The sequence below is a fragment of the Loktanella sp. D2R18 genome (assembly GCF_003318235.1).
Lineage (GTDB): Bacteria > Pseudomonadota > Alphaproteobacteria > Rhodobacterales > Rhodobacteraceae > Yoonia.
In genome coordinates this window covers 23,972-38,066 of sequence record NZ_QOCG01000016.1, presented here as the reverse complement: position 1 = coordinate 38,066, position 14,095 = coordinate 23,972, and the positions used below count along the sequence as shown (strand labels likewise).

Annotated in this window: 14 protein-coding genes; 5 read left to right on the top strand and 9 right to left on the bottom strand. The window is 54.4% G+C overall.

Going from position 1 to position 14,095, the window contains the following annotated elements:
- Positions 1–65 precede the first annotated feature (65 nt).
- From DS901_RS09840 to DS901_RS09830, 3 genes are all read right to left on the bottom strand, one after another.
- On the bottom strand, positions 66–1,136 hold the full coding sequence (locus DS901_RS09840; RefSeq protein ID WP_113776772.1) for an AbrB family transcriptional regulator: 1,071 nt from the start codon (positions 1,134–1,136) through the stop codon (positions 66–68).
- Between the two features lie 71 nt (positions 1,137–1,207).
- The gene (trhO, locus tag DS901_RS09835) at positions 1,208–2,116 is read right to left on the bottom strand and encodes an oxygen-dependent tRNA uridine(34) hydroxylase TrhO (protein WP_113776771.1); all 909 of its coding nucleotides are present in this window, start codon (positions 2,114–2,116) and stop codon (positions 1,208–1,210) included.
- A gap of 26 nt (positions 2,117–2,142) precedes the next feature.
- A complete protein-coding gene (locus tag DS901_RS09830; protein ID WP_113776846.1) occupies positions 2,143–3,387 on the bottom strand; it encodes an Hsp70 family protein in 1,245 nt (414 codons plus the stop codon).
- Between the two features lie 102 nt (positions 3,388–3,489).
- Here DS901_RS09830 and DS901_RS09825 point away from each other — a divergent pair, with 102 nt between their 5' ends.
- From DS901_RS09825 to pncB, 5 genes are read left to right on the top strand one after another with little or no spacing between them, the layout of a single operon-like run.
- Positions 3,490–4,278 carry a metallophosphoesterase gene (locus DS901_RS09825; protein ID WP_113776770.1) on the top strand — a complete coding sequence of 263 codons (789 nt, stop codon included), beginning with the start codon at positions 3,490–3,492 and terminating at the stop codon, positions 4,276–4,278.
- A gap of 39 nt (positions 4,279–4,317) precedes the next feature.
- Positions 4,318–4,836, top strand: coding sequence for an AAA family ATPase (locus tag DS901_RS09820; RefSeq protein WP_113776769.1), 519 nt, complete (start codon positions 4,318–4,320; stop codon positions 4,834–4,836).
- Between the two features lie 10 nt (positions 4,837–4,846).
- Positions 4,847–5,440 carry a bifunctional nicotinamidase/pyrazinamidase gene (gene pncA, locus DS901_RS09815; RefSeq protein ID WP_113776768.1) on the top strand — a complete coding sequence of 198 codons (594 nt, stop codon included), beginning with the start codon at positions 4,847–4,849 and terminating at the stop codon, positions 5,438–5,440.
- Positions 5,437–6,327, top strand: coding sequence for a glycosyltransferase family 2 protein (locus DS901_RS09810; protein WP_113776767.1), 891 nt, complete (start codon positions 5,437–5,439; stop codon positions 6,325–6,327). The genes pncA and DS901_RS09810 overlap by 4 nt, the downstream gene beginning before the upstream one ends.
- 57 nt (positions 6,328–6,384) lie before the next feature.
- A complete protein-coding gene (gene pncB, locus DS901_RS09805) occupies positions 6,385–7,677 on the top strand; it encodes a nicotinate phosphoribosyltransferase (protein ID WP_113776766.1) in 1,293 nt (430 codons plus the stop codon).
- On the opposite strand, the gene DS901_RS09800 is transcribed toward pncB, so the two are convergent.
- The 6 genes from DS901_RS09800 to DS901_RS09775 all read right to left on the bottom strand — a co-directional run bounded on the left by DS901_RS09800 (position 7,674) and on the right by DS901_RS09775 (position 14,092).
- On the bottom strand, positions 7,674–9,341 hold the full coding sequence (locus DS901_RS09800; RefSeq protein ID WP_113776765.1) for an AIPR family protein: 1,668 nt from the start codon (positions 9,339–9,341) through the stop codon (positions 7,674–7,676). The two genes, pncB and DS901_RS09800, sit on opposite strands and share 4 nt — an antisense overlap.
- A gap of 126 nt (positions 9,342–9,467) precedes the next feature.
- The gene (gene arfB / locus DS901_RS09795; protein WP_113776764.1) at positions 9,468–9,884 is read right to left on the bottom strand and encodes an alternative ribosome rescue aminoacyl-tRNA hydrolase ArfB; all 417 of its coding nucleotides are present in this window, start codon (positions 9,882–9,884) and stop codon (positions 9,468–9,470) included.
- A 392-nt stretch (positions 9,885–10,276) separates the two neighbouring features.
- Positions 10,277–10,906: a queuosine precursor transporter gene (locus DS901_RS09790; protein ID WP_113776763.1), complete on the bottom strand. Its 630-nt coding sequence runs from the start codon at positions 10,904–10,906 to the stop codon at positions 10,277–10,279.
- Positions 10,907–10,994: 88 nt separating this feature from the next.
- The gene (locus DS901_RS09785; RefSeq protein ID WP_113776762.1) at positions 10,995–11,828 is read right to left on the bottom strand and encodes an esterase-like activity of phytase family protein; all 834 of its coding nucleotides are present in this window, start codon (positions 11,826–11,828) and stop codon (positions 10,995–10,997) included.
- The gene (gene mepA, locus DS901_RS09780; RefSeq protein ID WP_113776761.1) at positions 11,829–12,728 is read right to left on the bottom strand and encodes a penicillin-insensitive murein endopeptidase; all 900 of its coding nucleotides are present in this window, start codon (positions 12,726–12,728) and stop codon (positions 11,829–11,831) included.
- Positions 12,716–14,092, bottom strand: a complete 1,377-nt coding sequence (locus DS901_RS09775; RefSeq protein WP_113776760.1) for an MFS transporter — start codon at positions 14,090–14,092, stop codon at positions 12,716–12,718. The genes mepA and DS901_RS09775 overlap by 13 nt, the downstream gene beginning before the upstream one ends.
- Between the last annotated feature and the right edge of the window lie 3 nt (positions 14,093–14,095).

The following is a 14,095-nucleotide window of genomic DNA, read 5'->3' as shown; positions in this document are numbered from 1 at the left end:
CTCCTTATTCAGCGCCTCTTAGCTTAATGCGTAAGGCGCACAGCTGGGTTGATCTAAATCACGATTTACAGATTACCGGACCGACCTGCCCAAATGCGAAAGATTGCTGGCGCCACTGCAATGATGAACGTGATGCGCAAGATGTGCATGACAGAGACATATGTCACGTCTTGGTCAAGCGCGAGCGTTAGCAACGACATTTCGGTCAAACCGCCCGGTGAATAGGCAAGGAATGCTTGGCTGATGGGGATACCACTTGCCCAGCCGATGCCGATCGCAAACAGGACTGCAACCACAAGCATGAAGGCGCTCGCCACCATTGCAAGCGCAATGTCCCGACCGACCTGCGCGATACTGGCACCCGCAAAACGACTGCCAATGATGGTGCCCATCGTGACTTGGGCTGCAATAATGAACACCGTTGGTGGCGATACAGTCACCACCCCTGCGATATGGGCCGCAGCGCTTAAGATCATTGGCCCGAAAACGGGTGCGGCGGGCATTCCCAGCCGCGTTCCCAGCCAATTCCCCAGAACAGCGCATGTGGCGAGAACGGCGTAATCGAACCCGGTTAGCGCGTCCAAAGGTATCCACTGTGTGGCACCGCGCGCACCGCTTGAAACCCCAAGCACGAGCCCAAAGAACATGGCGACAAACACAATGACAACGAGGATGCGCGCCGCATGGGCCAGTGCAATGCGGCGCCCATCCCCGCCGGCTTGTTCGCCCATAATCAGCATTTCGTTTAGCCCACCAGGCATCGCGGCATAAAATGCGGTGACACGATCATAGCCGCCAATCTGGCGGTAGACTGCAAATGAAACAGCCGAGGCGATGGCCAGAAAGACAGGTAAAGCGACCAATGTGACGACCCAATTTTGCAACAAACCAAAGACCTGCGCGGTCACGCTTGATCCCAGCAAAACACCAATGATCGGGATCACAATGGGGCGCAAGCGCATAGGCGCGCGCACCGGGACATGGGACATGGCTGCAATTGTCGTCGCGATCATTGGGCCTAGCATCCACGGCAACGGCAGCCCCACCCAAAACGCACAGACCCCAGCCGCGACACCAATCGACAAGGCCAAGCCCTGTGCGCGCAAATCAGCTGAGGTTAGAAAGGCCGGGGGCATAAATCGTTTCGATTCCAGTCGATGACATGACCGGAATATGGGGTTCAGGCTGGTGGGTCAACGATTGTCGACTATAGTCCGCCGATATGGTGCGTCCCGCGCTTTTTGGCCAAGGCAATCTGCTTTTGACGTTCGCGGAATCGGCTTTTGTCTTCGTCCGAGGTTTCAGCCGTGCATTGGTGGCAGGCGACGCCTTCTTCGAATTCGGGGCGGTTGCGATCGTCGGGCAAAATTGGGCGTCGGCAGGCGTAGCACAGGATATGCGGGCCTTCTTTTAGCGCATGGCCGACGCTGACACGTGCATCAAACACAAAGCATTCGCCGTCCCATGTGCTGTCTTCTTGTGGGACCTCTTCAAGGTATTTCAGAATGCCACCCTTCAGGTGATAGACGTCCTCAACCCCTTGACCCATCAAGAAGTTCGTCGACTTTTCGCAACGAATGCCCCCAGTGCAGAACATCGCAATGCGCTTGTTATGGAACCTGTCTTTGTTTTCTTCCCACCATGCGGGAAACTCACCAAAGGATTTTGTTAGCGGGTCAATCGCCCCATCAAAGGTTCCAATCGCAACTTCGTAATCATTGCGGGTGTCGATGACGGCGACATCGGGGGATGTGATCAGCGCATTCCAATCAGCAGGTTCAACGTAATGGCCGGTGCCGTTCGCGATTGGGTCCACATCGGGCTGGCCCATGGTGACGATCTCGCGCTTCAGTCGCACTTTCATCCGGTGAAATGGCGGCACGGTTGCGGTACTTTCTTTCCAGACGAAATCAGCACAGCCGGGCAGGGCCTGGATATGTGCGACGACCGCGTCGATGCCTGTACGATCCCCGGCGATTGTGCCGTTGATCCCTTCTTTGGCCAGCAGCAAAGTACCGCTAACCCCCTGCGATTTGCAGAGATCCAAAAGCGGCCCTTGCAATGCGGCAGGGTCATCGAAACGGGTGAAGTGATATAGGGCTGCGACTGTATACATATCGGTCAAATACGCCTGTTGTTTTGTTAGGGCAAGGGACGCGATGCCGCAATCGCCAGACCATCCGCGACGGCGGTAAAGGCTTCGGCGCGCTCAAGGGACGCGTGCGGGAAGAGTGACACCATCCCATTCTCAACGACGTGCAGCAGGCTTGATCCACCGACGAAAACAATCTTGCTGATTTGATCGGCACGCACGTCGGCCATTTTTAAGGTATCAGTGGCACAGGTGCTAATTGCCGCTGCATGCTCGGACAGAATGTTGGCCAGATGGGGTTTGTTAAACCGGGCCCATAGGTCGCGTTCGATCACACGCAGATCAATCCCGGCGTCGGTCACGTCGGGCTTGTTGATGTGGATTTTTCCGGCCTCAACGGCAAAGGCAATGTCGTGGCCCAATTCCATCTCAAGCGTGGTTTGCAGCCGGCTGAACAGGCGCGGGTCGACGCCAAGCTTTACAAAATCGCCGGCCATGCGTTTGTTTTCTGGCGTATAGGTGAATGGAATTTTCTGCCACGTCGCAAGATCGTTAAAAATCGCGTTAGGGGCAGTGTGATGCCCCGCGCCCATCGCGTTGCGCACCTCTGCACCGCGCCCCAAAAGTGGCATGACCTGATCAATGCTAATGGCTCGGTCAAAATCGGTGCCGCCGACACGAATGCCGTGGCTCGCGATCACGCGGGTTGCGTCGCCGTCACGTTCAAACACCGAAAAGTCTGAGGTCCCGCCGCCAATATCGACAATCAGCCCAAGGCTGCCCGCATCCAATGGCCCGCTGGCCAGCGCTGCGGCCTCGGGCTCATACATGAAATGTACGTCTTTGAACCCGGCGATCAGATAGGCGTCGCGCAGGTCAATCTCGGCTTGGGCATTGCGTGCGTCATCGGTTGAATGAAACCTGACAGGGCGGCCAGAAAGGGCCACATCATAGGTTTGTCCTGTCGCGGCTTCGGCACGTTCACGGATCATCCGCAAGAACCGCGCAACAACTTCGATCAAGGTAAGGCGCTCATAAGCCACCTGCCGTTTTTCGCGCATCAATGGCGTGCCCAATACGGATTTGAGCGCCCGCATAAAACGGCCCTCACGCCCGTCAATCAGCGCGGCATTGGCGATGGATCCATAGGTCGTGACCTTGCGGTCAAAGTCAAAAAATACCGAAGTTGGCAACGTTTTGCGCCCCGGTTCAACCTCAATTAAAAATGGACGATCCCCTGCCAACACGCCCGCCGCAGTGTTTGAGGTGCCAAAATCAATACCCAAAACCGCCATGTTTGCGCCCATTCATTGGTGAAAGATGGGGCGTTTAAGTGAATAATATGGTACTTGCAAGCCCTCAGCACCGCCTCCTAGGATGGAAATAAGGGGGCAATCATGACAAAAATTATTTGGATGTCGGATCCACATTTTCAAAACAAGGGCACTATTGATGGCCTTAACCCGCGCTTGCGAATTAAGGCTGCGATTGACCACATGCATGCGCAGCATGCCGATGCGGATTTTGGGATTATATCGGGTGACCTTGTCGGCGATGATATCGTAGGAGACTACACAGGTATCGCGTTCCATTTAGCCAAATCAAAGATCCCCATGCACCCGATGATGGGGAACAACGATGACCGCAGCGGATTACGGGCGCATCTTGCACTGCCAGATCAGGCGATGCCAGATTTTGTTCAATACGTGATCAATACAGATGACGCGGCTTTCATATGCCTCGATACGCAAAAGTTGGGCTCACACGCTGGCGAACTTTGCAGTAAGCGCAGCGATTGGCTCGTGCAGATATTGGACGCGCTTCGTGAAAAGCCCGCTTATATTTTTATGCATCACCCGCCGATGACATTAAACTTGCCTGCTCAGGATGAAATCATGCTTGAAAAAGCTGACCAGTTCCTTGATCTGATTAGTGGCTACAGTAACGTGAAGCATTTGTTCATGGGGCACGTTCATCGGCCAACGTGCGGAACAGTCCGCGGCATTCCATTTGCAACAATTGGCGCGATTTCATTCCAAGCGCCTGCCCCCCGCCCCGAATGGCATTGGGATGGATTTGTACCACCTGCCGAGGCGCCACACTATGGCGTTTTGCATATCTCTAATGGTGACGTGACGCTTCAGTACACCCAGTTTTGTAACTACGAGACTGGTTTCGAGAATTGACACCTTTCCATTGCGGCGCCCCAGCAGTAGCAAACATCTATGCAACGCGTCATGATCACTGGTGGGCCGGGGTCCGGTAAAAGCACGATCGCCCGAATTTTGGGCGCGCGCACTCGGCTGCCTATTCATCACATGGACAAAATTCATTGGAAGCCGGGATGGGAACCGCGCGACATGTCCGAACGAGAATTGATGTGTCACGCCATTGAACACGGTGAAAGCTGGATATTTGAAGGTGGGTTTTCAAAAACTTATGATCATCGTGCCACCCGCGCGGATATGTTGATCTGGTTGGATTTACCCGTTTCCCTAAGGTTTTGGCGGGTCGTGCGTAGATTGTTCCGCGACTACGGAAAGACCCGTGAAGACATGACCAACAATTGCCCCGAAGTTTTTCATGGCGAAACCTTTGCATTCTGGCTGTGGATATTCACTTCGCGCAAACGTACACGCGCCAAAATTGTGCGATTGATCGCCGCCCACCCGCATTTGACCGTGCACCATCTGCAAACACGCTCGCAGGTGCGCGCGTATATTGCTAACCTACAAATAAATTAGGAGACTCGATATGACGCATGCCCTTCTTGTCATTGATGTCCAAAATGATTTTTGTCCCGGTGGGGCTTTGGCCGTCACTGGTGGCGATGAAATTGTTACGGGCATCAACGCCGCGATGGATGGTTTTGATGCCGTGATACTGACCCAAGATTGGCACCCGGCAGGCCATTCTTCGTTTGCGTCCAGCCATAATGCAGCGCCAATGTCGCTGATCGAAATGCCGTATGGGCCGCAGGTGCTATGGCCTGATCACTGCATCCAAGGGTCACGCGGTGCGCAGTTCCATGACGACCTGAATTTAGATCGCGCGGATATGATCATCCGCAAAGGGTATAACCCGGCGATCGACAGCTACTCTGCCTTTTTTGAAAACGATCACAAAACGCCAACCGGCTTGGAAGGTTATCTGCGCACGCGCGGGATCACCAAGCTGACGATGGTGGGGCTGGCGACTGATTTTTGCGTGAACTATTCGGCGGTCGATGCCGCCCAATTAGGGTTTGAAGTGACCGTTCAAATGGACCTATGCCGCGCGATTGATTTTGACGGATCGCTTGCCGCGGCTACAGGTGGGATGATTGCAGCCGGTGTGACGCTCGCGTGACGCGGCCCCTTTCGATCATTATTCCCACCTACAATCGCCCCAAGCTTTTGCGGCGGGCGGTACAATCTGCCTTGGTGGCATGTCCTGATGGAGCTGAAATTATCGTCGTGGATGATCGCTCTGACACGGCCGAAAGCGCCTTGCATGATGTTATCAGTGACTCGCGCCTAACGGTTTTGACCAATCCCGGGGATAAAGGTGCCGCAGGCGCGCGCAACGCCGGGGCGCAGGTGGCGACCGGGCAAATACTGCTATTTTTTGACGATGATGACACGTTGATCGCGGATTATCCGGGGCGGGTGTTAGCGGCGGCGCAAACTGGGGCAAATTTTGGGTTTTCTGCGCGGATGCAGGTTGAAAATGGAAACGAAGAGACCGAACAGCGCCCCGAATTGTCGGCCGGGATGCTCCTCCATGACACCCCGCTTTCTGCGAAACTGGCGGCGTTTTCAGCAGGGTATTGGGTGCGTCGTGACGCATTTTTCGAGGTTGGGGGCGTTGCCCCGGATCAGGTGAACGACGAAGACACTGACCTGTGTTGCAAGCTATACGCACAGGGCCACAGCGCATGGTATGATCCGGTGCCGGGCTGCGCCGTTCACAGCGGGTATGACACCAACGAAACCACCGCCCCGCAACTTACCCAAAGCACAGACCCCACCGCGATGGTGGCGTGCTATGTGCGTACATTTCAACGACACGGCCCCGCGTTTCGGTCTCGCCCCGCCGATCACTGGTTCCTCTTGCGCCGCGCGTTACGGGTTGCCGCGCGCACCGGGACTGATGATGGCGCAAAACAGCTATTGAGCGGATTACGCCCGCGGTCTTTGCAAATCAAAGGCTGGTTGTTCTGGCAAATGAAGAAAGCCGGGCAGCACCTGCGTTAGCCCCCTTGCCACGCTGGGCATCAATTGGTCTAACACCCAAAACGGGAGGGCCGCAAAATGGTTGATATCGCAACACGTGTCTGGAACCACAAATGGAAGATCGACCCCATCGTGCGGTCGCTCATCGATACGGATTTCTACAAACTGCTGATGTGCCAATCGGTGTTTCGGAACCACCGCGATACCCAAGTCACCTTTTCGCTGATCAACCGCACCAAAACCATTCGGCTCGCCGAGGTGATCGACGAAGGCGAGCTGCGCGAGCAGCTTGACCACATTCGATCCCTGCGGCTGACGCGCGGTGAATCCACATGGCTGCGGGGCAATACCTTCTACGGCAAACGGCAAATGTTCCGGTCTGATTTCATGGAATGGTTCGAAAACCTGCAACTGCCGCCCTACCACCTTGAAAAGGTCGACGGGCAGTTTGAATTGACGTTCGAAGGGTCATGGCCCGAAGTCATGCTTTGGGAAATTCCCGCGCTCGCCACGATCATGGAACTACGGTCGCGGGCGGTGCTGCGCGACATGGGGCGGTTTGAACTACAGGTGCTTTATGCACGCGGCATGACCAAACTGTGGGAAAAAGTCGAACAATTACGACCCATTGAGGGCCTCAAACTCGCAGATTTCGGCACCCGTCGGCGGCATTCTTACCTCTGGCAGGATTGGTGCGTGCAGGCGATGATGGAAGGGCTGGGGAGCAGCTTTACCGGCACGTCAAACTGTCGGATCGCCATGATGCGCGAGATCGAGGCAATTGGCACCAACGCCCACGAATTGCCGATGGTCTACGCCGCCCTTGCCGAAACCGACGCCGCCCTGCTGCAATCGCCCTACGACGTGCTGTCGGATTGGCAAGACGAACACGACGGCAACCTCAAAATCATCCTGCCCGACACCTACGGGACCCAAGGGTTCCTTGACCGCGCGCCCGATTGGCTGGCCGATTGGACCGGCATGCGGATCGACAGCGGCGATCCCGCAACAGGCGCCGAAAACGCAATCAACTGGTGGAAATCACGCGGCGAAGACCCGACGCAAAAGCTGGTGATCTTCTCGGATGGGCTCGACGTCGATAAAATCATCGAACTGCAACGGCAATTTAAGGGACGCGTGCGCGTGTCCTTCGGCTGGGGCACGATGATGACCAATGATTTCAAAGGGCTGACGGAAGGCGACGCGCTCGCCCCGTTCAGCCTTGTCTGCAAAGCCATCAAAGCCAACGGCCGCCCCACCGTAAAACTCTCGGACAATCCGAATAAAGCGATGGGACCGGTTGAGGAGATCGCGCGGTACAAACGGGTGTTTGGGGTGGGCGAACAGGAACGGGTTGAGGTCGTGGTTTAGGATTCTAGCGACGAGCTAATTGGAGAAATTTTGCTCTTAGCCAATTCCTTTTCGTAGCTTTTCAATAGCTCAGATCGCAGTTCAGCAACCTTTGACGAATTTTTCAGTTCATCTTTATAGTCGAAGGTATCGCCCCGATCTTTGATCTCATAATTCAAATCGATAATGATAGATTTCAGTGTAGTGCTTATAGCCTCTAGCAAAGGCTCAAGGGTCTCACTTGAGATAATTTTCTCCGGGTTTTTTACAACATCTGTTGCGCCGTCGTCGATCTGAAGAATCTTACGCAAAACTGACAACAGAAAGAAGCGTGTTAGGCCATATTTTGATAAGGCCTTATACTCTATGCCGTCAATTTCATAATGAATCCGTTGCATGATGAGGTGTAAAAGAATTATTCTCGAGGCTGTAACCGCTGGCCGAGCAAAAATGTCTGAGTATTTATCTTCAAATAGTTTCGAAACCAAATGACAGGCTTCAGGTTCCAACAAATCAAATGCCAACAGCAGCTTACCTGCTTCCTCATTTGTAATAACTTCGGCATCATCCCTACAGTCTTGTCCTCGTTTGATCTCAAGATCAAACTTTCCTTCAAAGGTTTTCTCGAATTCCCGAGCTAATCTAATTTGAACTGCATTGGTCGATTTTAGGTCGCGAGAACGGATGGCGTTCTGATTGTTGCTGTTAACTGTGATCGCTTTTGCAAGCTCACTGTCATTTAATTCTATTATCTTTGCAATCACGCGTAGGTCTTCTGATAGGCTGCCTTCGACACGCTTAAACGTCGAAATGCTTTGTGCACCATTTACAACTACGTAATTTGATATTTTTAGAGTGTCGGCTTCGAGTTTAGCCTTCCCACACAGAATTGTTACTCCGTTATGGTAAAGTGGAAAGTACTGATGTTGCCCTTTGTCATTCACACTTTCACGCATCGCGCGATTGACCTTAGTGTTCCCTAAGGACTGTCTTACATTTTGTGAGAAGAGTTTCCCGTCTTCGATACCTGACATCTTAACGAGCTCGAGTGCTTGTACCGGTAGGATAAAAGAACAAACGCCTGACCCCGTTTGTAGCTCAAGTGGGGCGACGTATGAAGTGTCAAAACTAAAGTCCCCATCAACCCCACCTTCGGCCTGAATATCTATATATTCCCCGGAAATTCTTAATCGATCGAAGACGCGTATCCGGCCATGTGAGTCAGCAAACTCGCGACCGTTTTGGTCTAACGGTTGATTCGAAACAAACGCCCCAATTACAGTGAAATCGTTTTCGATTAACTCTCTGATTTTCAACCTAACCAACAAGTTCTTGAGGTCTTCGTTGCCTCCACCTTCTAACAACCCCTCTATCGCATCAGCGTTCTCAACTTGAGTTATTGTGCCAGCTAACTCTCGTAGGGGCGCGTCACCAATAGAAGATTCCTTTTGCCGAATTTTACCTTGAAAAATTATGACTTCATTCTGATTGTGATCGACAAAGATGCCGTCGATGCCTCTGTCATTTGGTTTGTCGCATATGCAATCATCTGCTTCGATAGCGTCCAAGCGGAAGATGTTTTCAAGAAACCAATTCAAAAATGAACGAGCTTCGGATCGCCCCTTGTTTTCAAAATTCGAGATTAGGTGCTTTAGGTTATCGTAACTAAGTTCTTCAGGTTGCATGTACTCGTCCAAAAATTTTGTTACAGGGACGCTACATGCATTAAATTTATAAATCCAGTCACAACCCAGAGTATTATTTGGATGCCAATTGTCAAACGGAGCGGACTGGACCTCTACCCACCTCAGTCACTCATCAACCTTCCCCCTGAGCGCCTTCACTTCCCCACGCGCTTTCTTCCCCGCCAGCCTGCGTTTCACCGACCCATAAGTTGGCTTTGTCGCCCGTCGGCGTTTTTGCACGACGGTGGCTGAGAGGATCAGTGCGGCCAGACGGTCCCGCGCGATTTCGCGGTTGCGGGCTTGGCTGCGGGTTTCTTGCACAAAGATCACAATCGCCCCGTCTTTGGTCCAGCGTTGCCCCGCCAGCCGCCGCAGCCGGGTTTTGACCGGGTCGGGCAGGTTTGGGGATCGCGCGGCCTCGAAACGCAATTCAACCGCCGTGGAAACCTTATTCACGTTCTGTCCGCCGGGGCCGGACGCGCGCGCAAAGCTCTCGGTCAGTTCCCAATCCGCTATCTCAATTTGGTCATTTACCCGCATCATCTTGCCCTAAAATACTCCCGCCGGAGGCGCCGACGTTTGTCCGACACTTATCCGACGTTGTGCCGACCGTCAAAACCACGGCACCCGGCGGCCGCATTTGGGCTCAGCCCAAACGCATACCCACCCGTCGCATGCTCTGCATGCGACGTGAAAAAGGGCTACCCCGGCGACGGGATAGCCCTTCTCTGAATTTCGGAGGTGAGTCGGTTAGGAACTCCACCTTGTGGTTTTCTCAGCCAAGGGCTGCCCTAGCTGCGACCCCCACAAGTTGTCCCGACACACGTCTCCAATACCTCATGATGCACTGGATCACCTCCTTTCAAAAATTTCGCCTAAAGGTAGGTTCGCACAGATCGGGTTTATTTCAAGTAAAAATATCCCCGATCTCGCGATTATGTGTTCGCCGGTGCAATCCGCCCAACAATGATGCGAAACGGCACCAAAGCCAGCAGCGCGATGGTCAGTTTCACACCCCAATCGGCCACAGCCAACGACACCCAAAGCGGCACCAGCGGCCCCGCGTTCAAAAACGGCACGGCCTCTTGAGCCCAGATGATCTGATCGGCAGCCATTTCGCTGAACCCGTTAAAGGCGGTGGCAAATGCGATGGAGAAGAAGATCACCGTATCAACCGAAGAGCTAACCAAGGTGCTTCCCAGTGGTGCTTTCCACCATGACCCGGCGCGCAACCGGTTGAACACTGCAATATCAAGGAGTTGTGCGACTGTGAAGGCGGTGGCCGATGCGATTGCGATGCGCAAGGCAACGGCGGGCCCGTATTCAAGCATGATCTGCGAGCCAATCAGCGAACAGATGATACCTACGATCAACCCGACGAACACAACGCGGCGCGCTGCGAAAACGCCGTAAACGCGGTTCATGATATCGGTCACAAGGAAGGCCAGCGGGTAGGTAAACGCCCCCCAGGTCAGCAACCCGTCAAGGATCAGGAATTGCACAAGAATATTTGAGGCCACAACAATGATGGCCATGGCGATAACGCCGGGAAGGATGCGTGTCATATTGGTTTTCCGTTTTGACAAGGGTGCGGCACTTGGCCCTGCGGATCATCCGAGGACGGCGCGGGGTAACGCTTTTGCCGGGTTGCTGTCAATCGCTGATCCGATATTCAACAATTTCGGTTCGTTGGAATAGCCGAAAGTTGTCGTCCGAGACCATCGTGATCCGCATGCCAATCCCATCATCCCAGACGCTGATTCCTTCGAGGTTGTCATGGATCAGCGGTGCCGTTTCAAGGATGGGTTCCTCGTTTTGTCCAGAGAGATCAAAGCGGCGGACACGGCTACGAAACCCAAATCCGGTAAAATCACGTTCAAGAATATATAGATTGCCATCTGGTCCAATATCCGCGCCCACAACTAGAAAAGCGCCGCGTCGTGGGATCGTAAATGACTGGTCCCATATGCCATCTTTGAAACGGTAAATGGGAAATGGGCGCGTCGCGCGCCCGGATCGTTCGGGGATGGTATAAAGTGCCCCATCGGGGCCAATCGCCAGCGCTTCGAGTGACGAATTATTTTGCATACCAGCAAAGGCTTCGGCCGTTGGTAATGGGGTTGACGTGCCGTCGACGCCGTCAAATTGGCGCACACCGTGGACGCCTTCAAATGATACAAAGATCGCGCCGTTTTTCGCAATTGCGATGCCTTCGCTGTCACCTTGCGTGCCGGTGTCGCTCATGCGGGTGATCTGAGCGTTTTCTACCGCTGTGATGATTCCATCCGCGCGGGTAATGTTGCCGGTGACAAAGAAACTACGGTCGCTAACAGCAACAAGTTCCATCCCGTCTTCCGATAAGGACATTGCCGATATTCCGCCAAATTGCGGATTATCGGATGCCCAAAGATAGCTGCCAATATATGTGGTTTCTGCTGAAGCGGTAGCGCTCCAGGCTATCGCCACAAGGGCGTAAATTAGCCGCATTTATTCGGCGTTCAGAACGCCAAGACATTGGCCCGGCAGGTTCGCCATGGTGAGTTCCGCGCGCGGTGCTGGCGGCGTCGCGTTGGGATCAGGGGGCGGTGGGTTGATGATGTTGTTCACCCAGCGCTCAGCATCGGCGCATCCGTCACCAGCGGGTGGTGGGGCTTGGTCCGTACAGCCGGTTGCACCATCCGGGCAATTCAGCCGGACATGGAAATGATAATGATGCCCCCACCAAGGGCGAATTTTGTTCAGCCAGCTGCGATCGCCGGTTGCGCTATTACACATGGCGACCTTAGCGCCGGGGAAAACAAAAATCCGGGCGACGCGCGGGTCAGAGGCGGCGGCGCGCAGGATCGCTTCGTGTTGTGAGGTCCAATTACTGTTGGTGTAAGCACCGGCGTTCCGGCGCATAGAGATGGACGAAAGGTTCTCACGCTCCGTCGCGGTGAGGTCCAGTCGGGTTGGTGGCAGCATCCAAATATCGGCATCAAGCCCGGTTTGGTGGCTGCGGTGCCCAGTCAACATCGGCCCGCCGCGCGGTTGGCTCATATCCCCGATGTATAGCCCTTCCCAGCCGGGTTGGGTCGCGGCAAAGCGGCTAAGATCTTGGACGAAATCGATGGTTTCTGGCTGTGCCCAGTTGCGATTGCGCGACAGTCGCATGGCTTGCCATGTTTCACCGGTTTCGGGCAACTGTTCTGCACCAGCCTGACAGCCGCGGGCATAGCCGCCAAGCGACTGCGAGCGCTGGTTTGACCCTTGCGCTGCGGCACCGAATAGCTGTTTGGCAATACGCGTGTCATTCGCGTTTTGCGTGGATGTTGGCGCGGTAGGCTCTTCGGCCTGACATGCGGCCAACCCTAGGGCGAAACAAGCAATTGCGATTATGCGGACCATTCTGCGCGATCTCCGTCTTTGTTAACCCAGCGTAACAAGAAAAGGCCCACGATGAACAGGAATAAAACGGGCGTAAATCCGATTTGCACATTGCCGGACCAGTAGGACACGACGCCAATCATCGCGGGGGCCAAGAAGGCAGTGGCCTTGCCCGATAAGGCAAACAGGCCAAAGGCTTCGGCGGGGTGATCAGGGTGGCTGTGCCGCACCATGAGCGAGCGCGACGACGCATAAACCGCGCCGCCAGCGCCGCCGATGATCGCGCCGCAGACAAAGAAAATGATGTCAGGCAGCTGTGATGCGGGGGCTAAGGGCACGCCAAACAAGGCCTCGCGCGACATGCCCACGATTACGCATGACACGGCGATCATCGCCCAGACGGCGGTGATGATCACGGGTTTCGGGCCGTATTTCTTGTCAGCCAGACCACCCAGCCATGTTGTGATCGCGGCGGCAATGGCGGCAATAACGCCAAAGACGCCGATAAATGTAATTTCCCACCCCAGAACTAATGCCGCATAGATTCCTCCATAGGCATAAAGCGCGTTCACGGCATCACGATAGAACATTGAGGCAAGCAGAAAGCTGCGCAGGCTTTTACGTTTTGCGACGTTGTGTAGGGTTTGTCCAAGATTTCGCGCGACAACCCCCAGCTTTACCTTTGCAGGCTTTTCTTGCGGCTTGTCGCGGACCCACATGAAAAACGGGATCATAAATAGGGCGTACCAAATCGCGATGAAAGGCCCTGTTGCGCGGGTGCCTTCTTTGGCGTCCGCGTTCAGCCCAAATAGCGGGTCACGCCCAATCAGGGTTTTTCCGCTGTCGCCATTTTCGGCCAAAAGCAGCAGGATCAAGATCAGCGAAAGCACCCCGCCCCAATAGCCAAACGCGGCCCCAGACCCCGAGATGCGCCCGACTTCTTTGTCGTCACCAAGGCTGGGCAAGATCGCATTCACAAAGTTCAACGATGATTCCGCGGCGACAAAACCAACAAAGAAGATCGCCATATAGAGCCAGACCGAACTGCTATCAGGCAGCAGGCCCCACAGCGAAAACGCGGCAATGACGTAGATCACAGAAAAACCCGCGATCCACGGGATCTTGCGGCCCGAATGGTCAGCAAACGCCCCTAGAAACGGCGCGGTGAGTGCGATGAATAAGCCAGCGACCACTTGCCCTGTGGACCAGATCGACTGGGCCTGTGCGTTGGCTGTTTCTGCATCCAATCCGGTGCCTTGCAGATATTCAGTTGCGACCGATGCAAAATAGGGGCCGAAGATAAAGGTTAGGCCAAGCGTGTAATAAGGTTGCGATGCCCAATCAAAGGCCATCCACCCCCAGATGCGTTTCTTTGCGACTGCCATGTG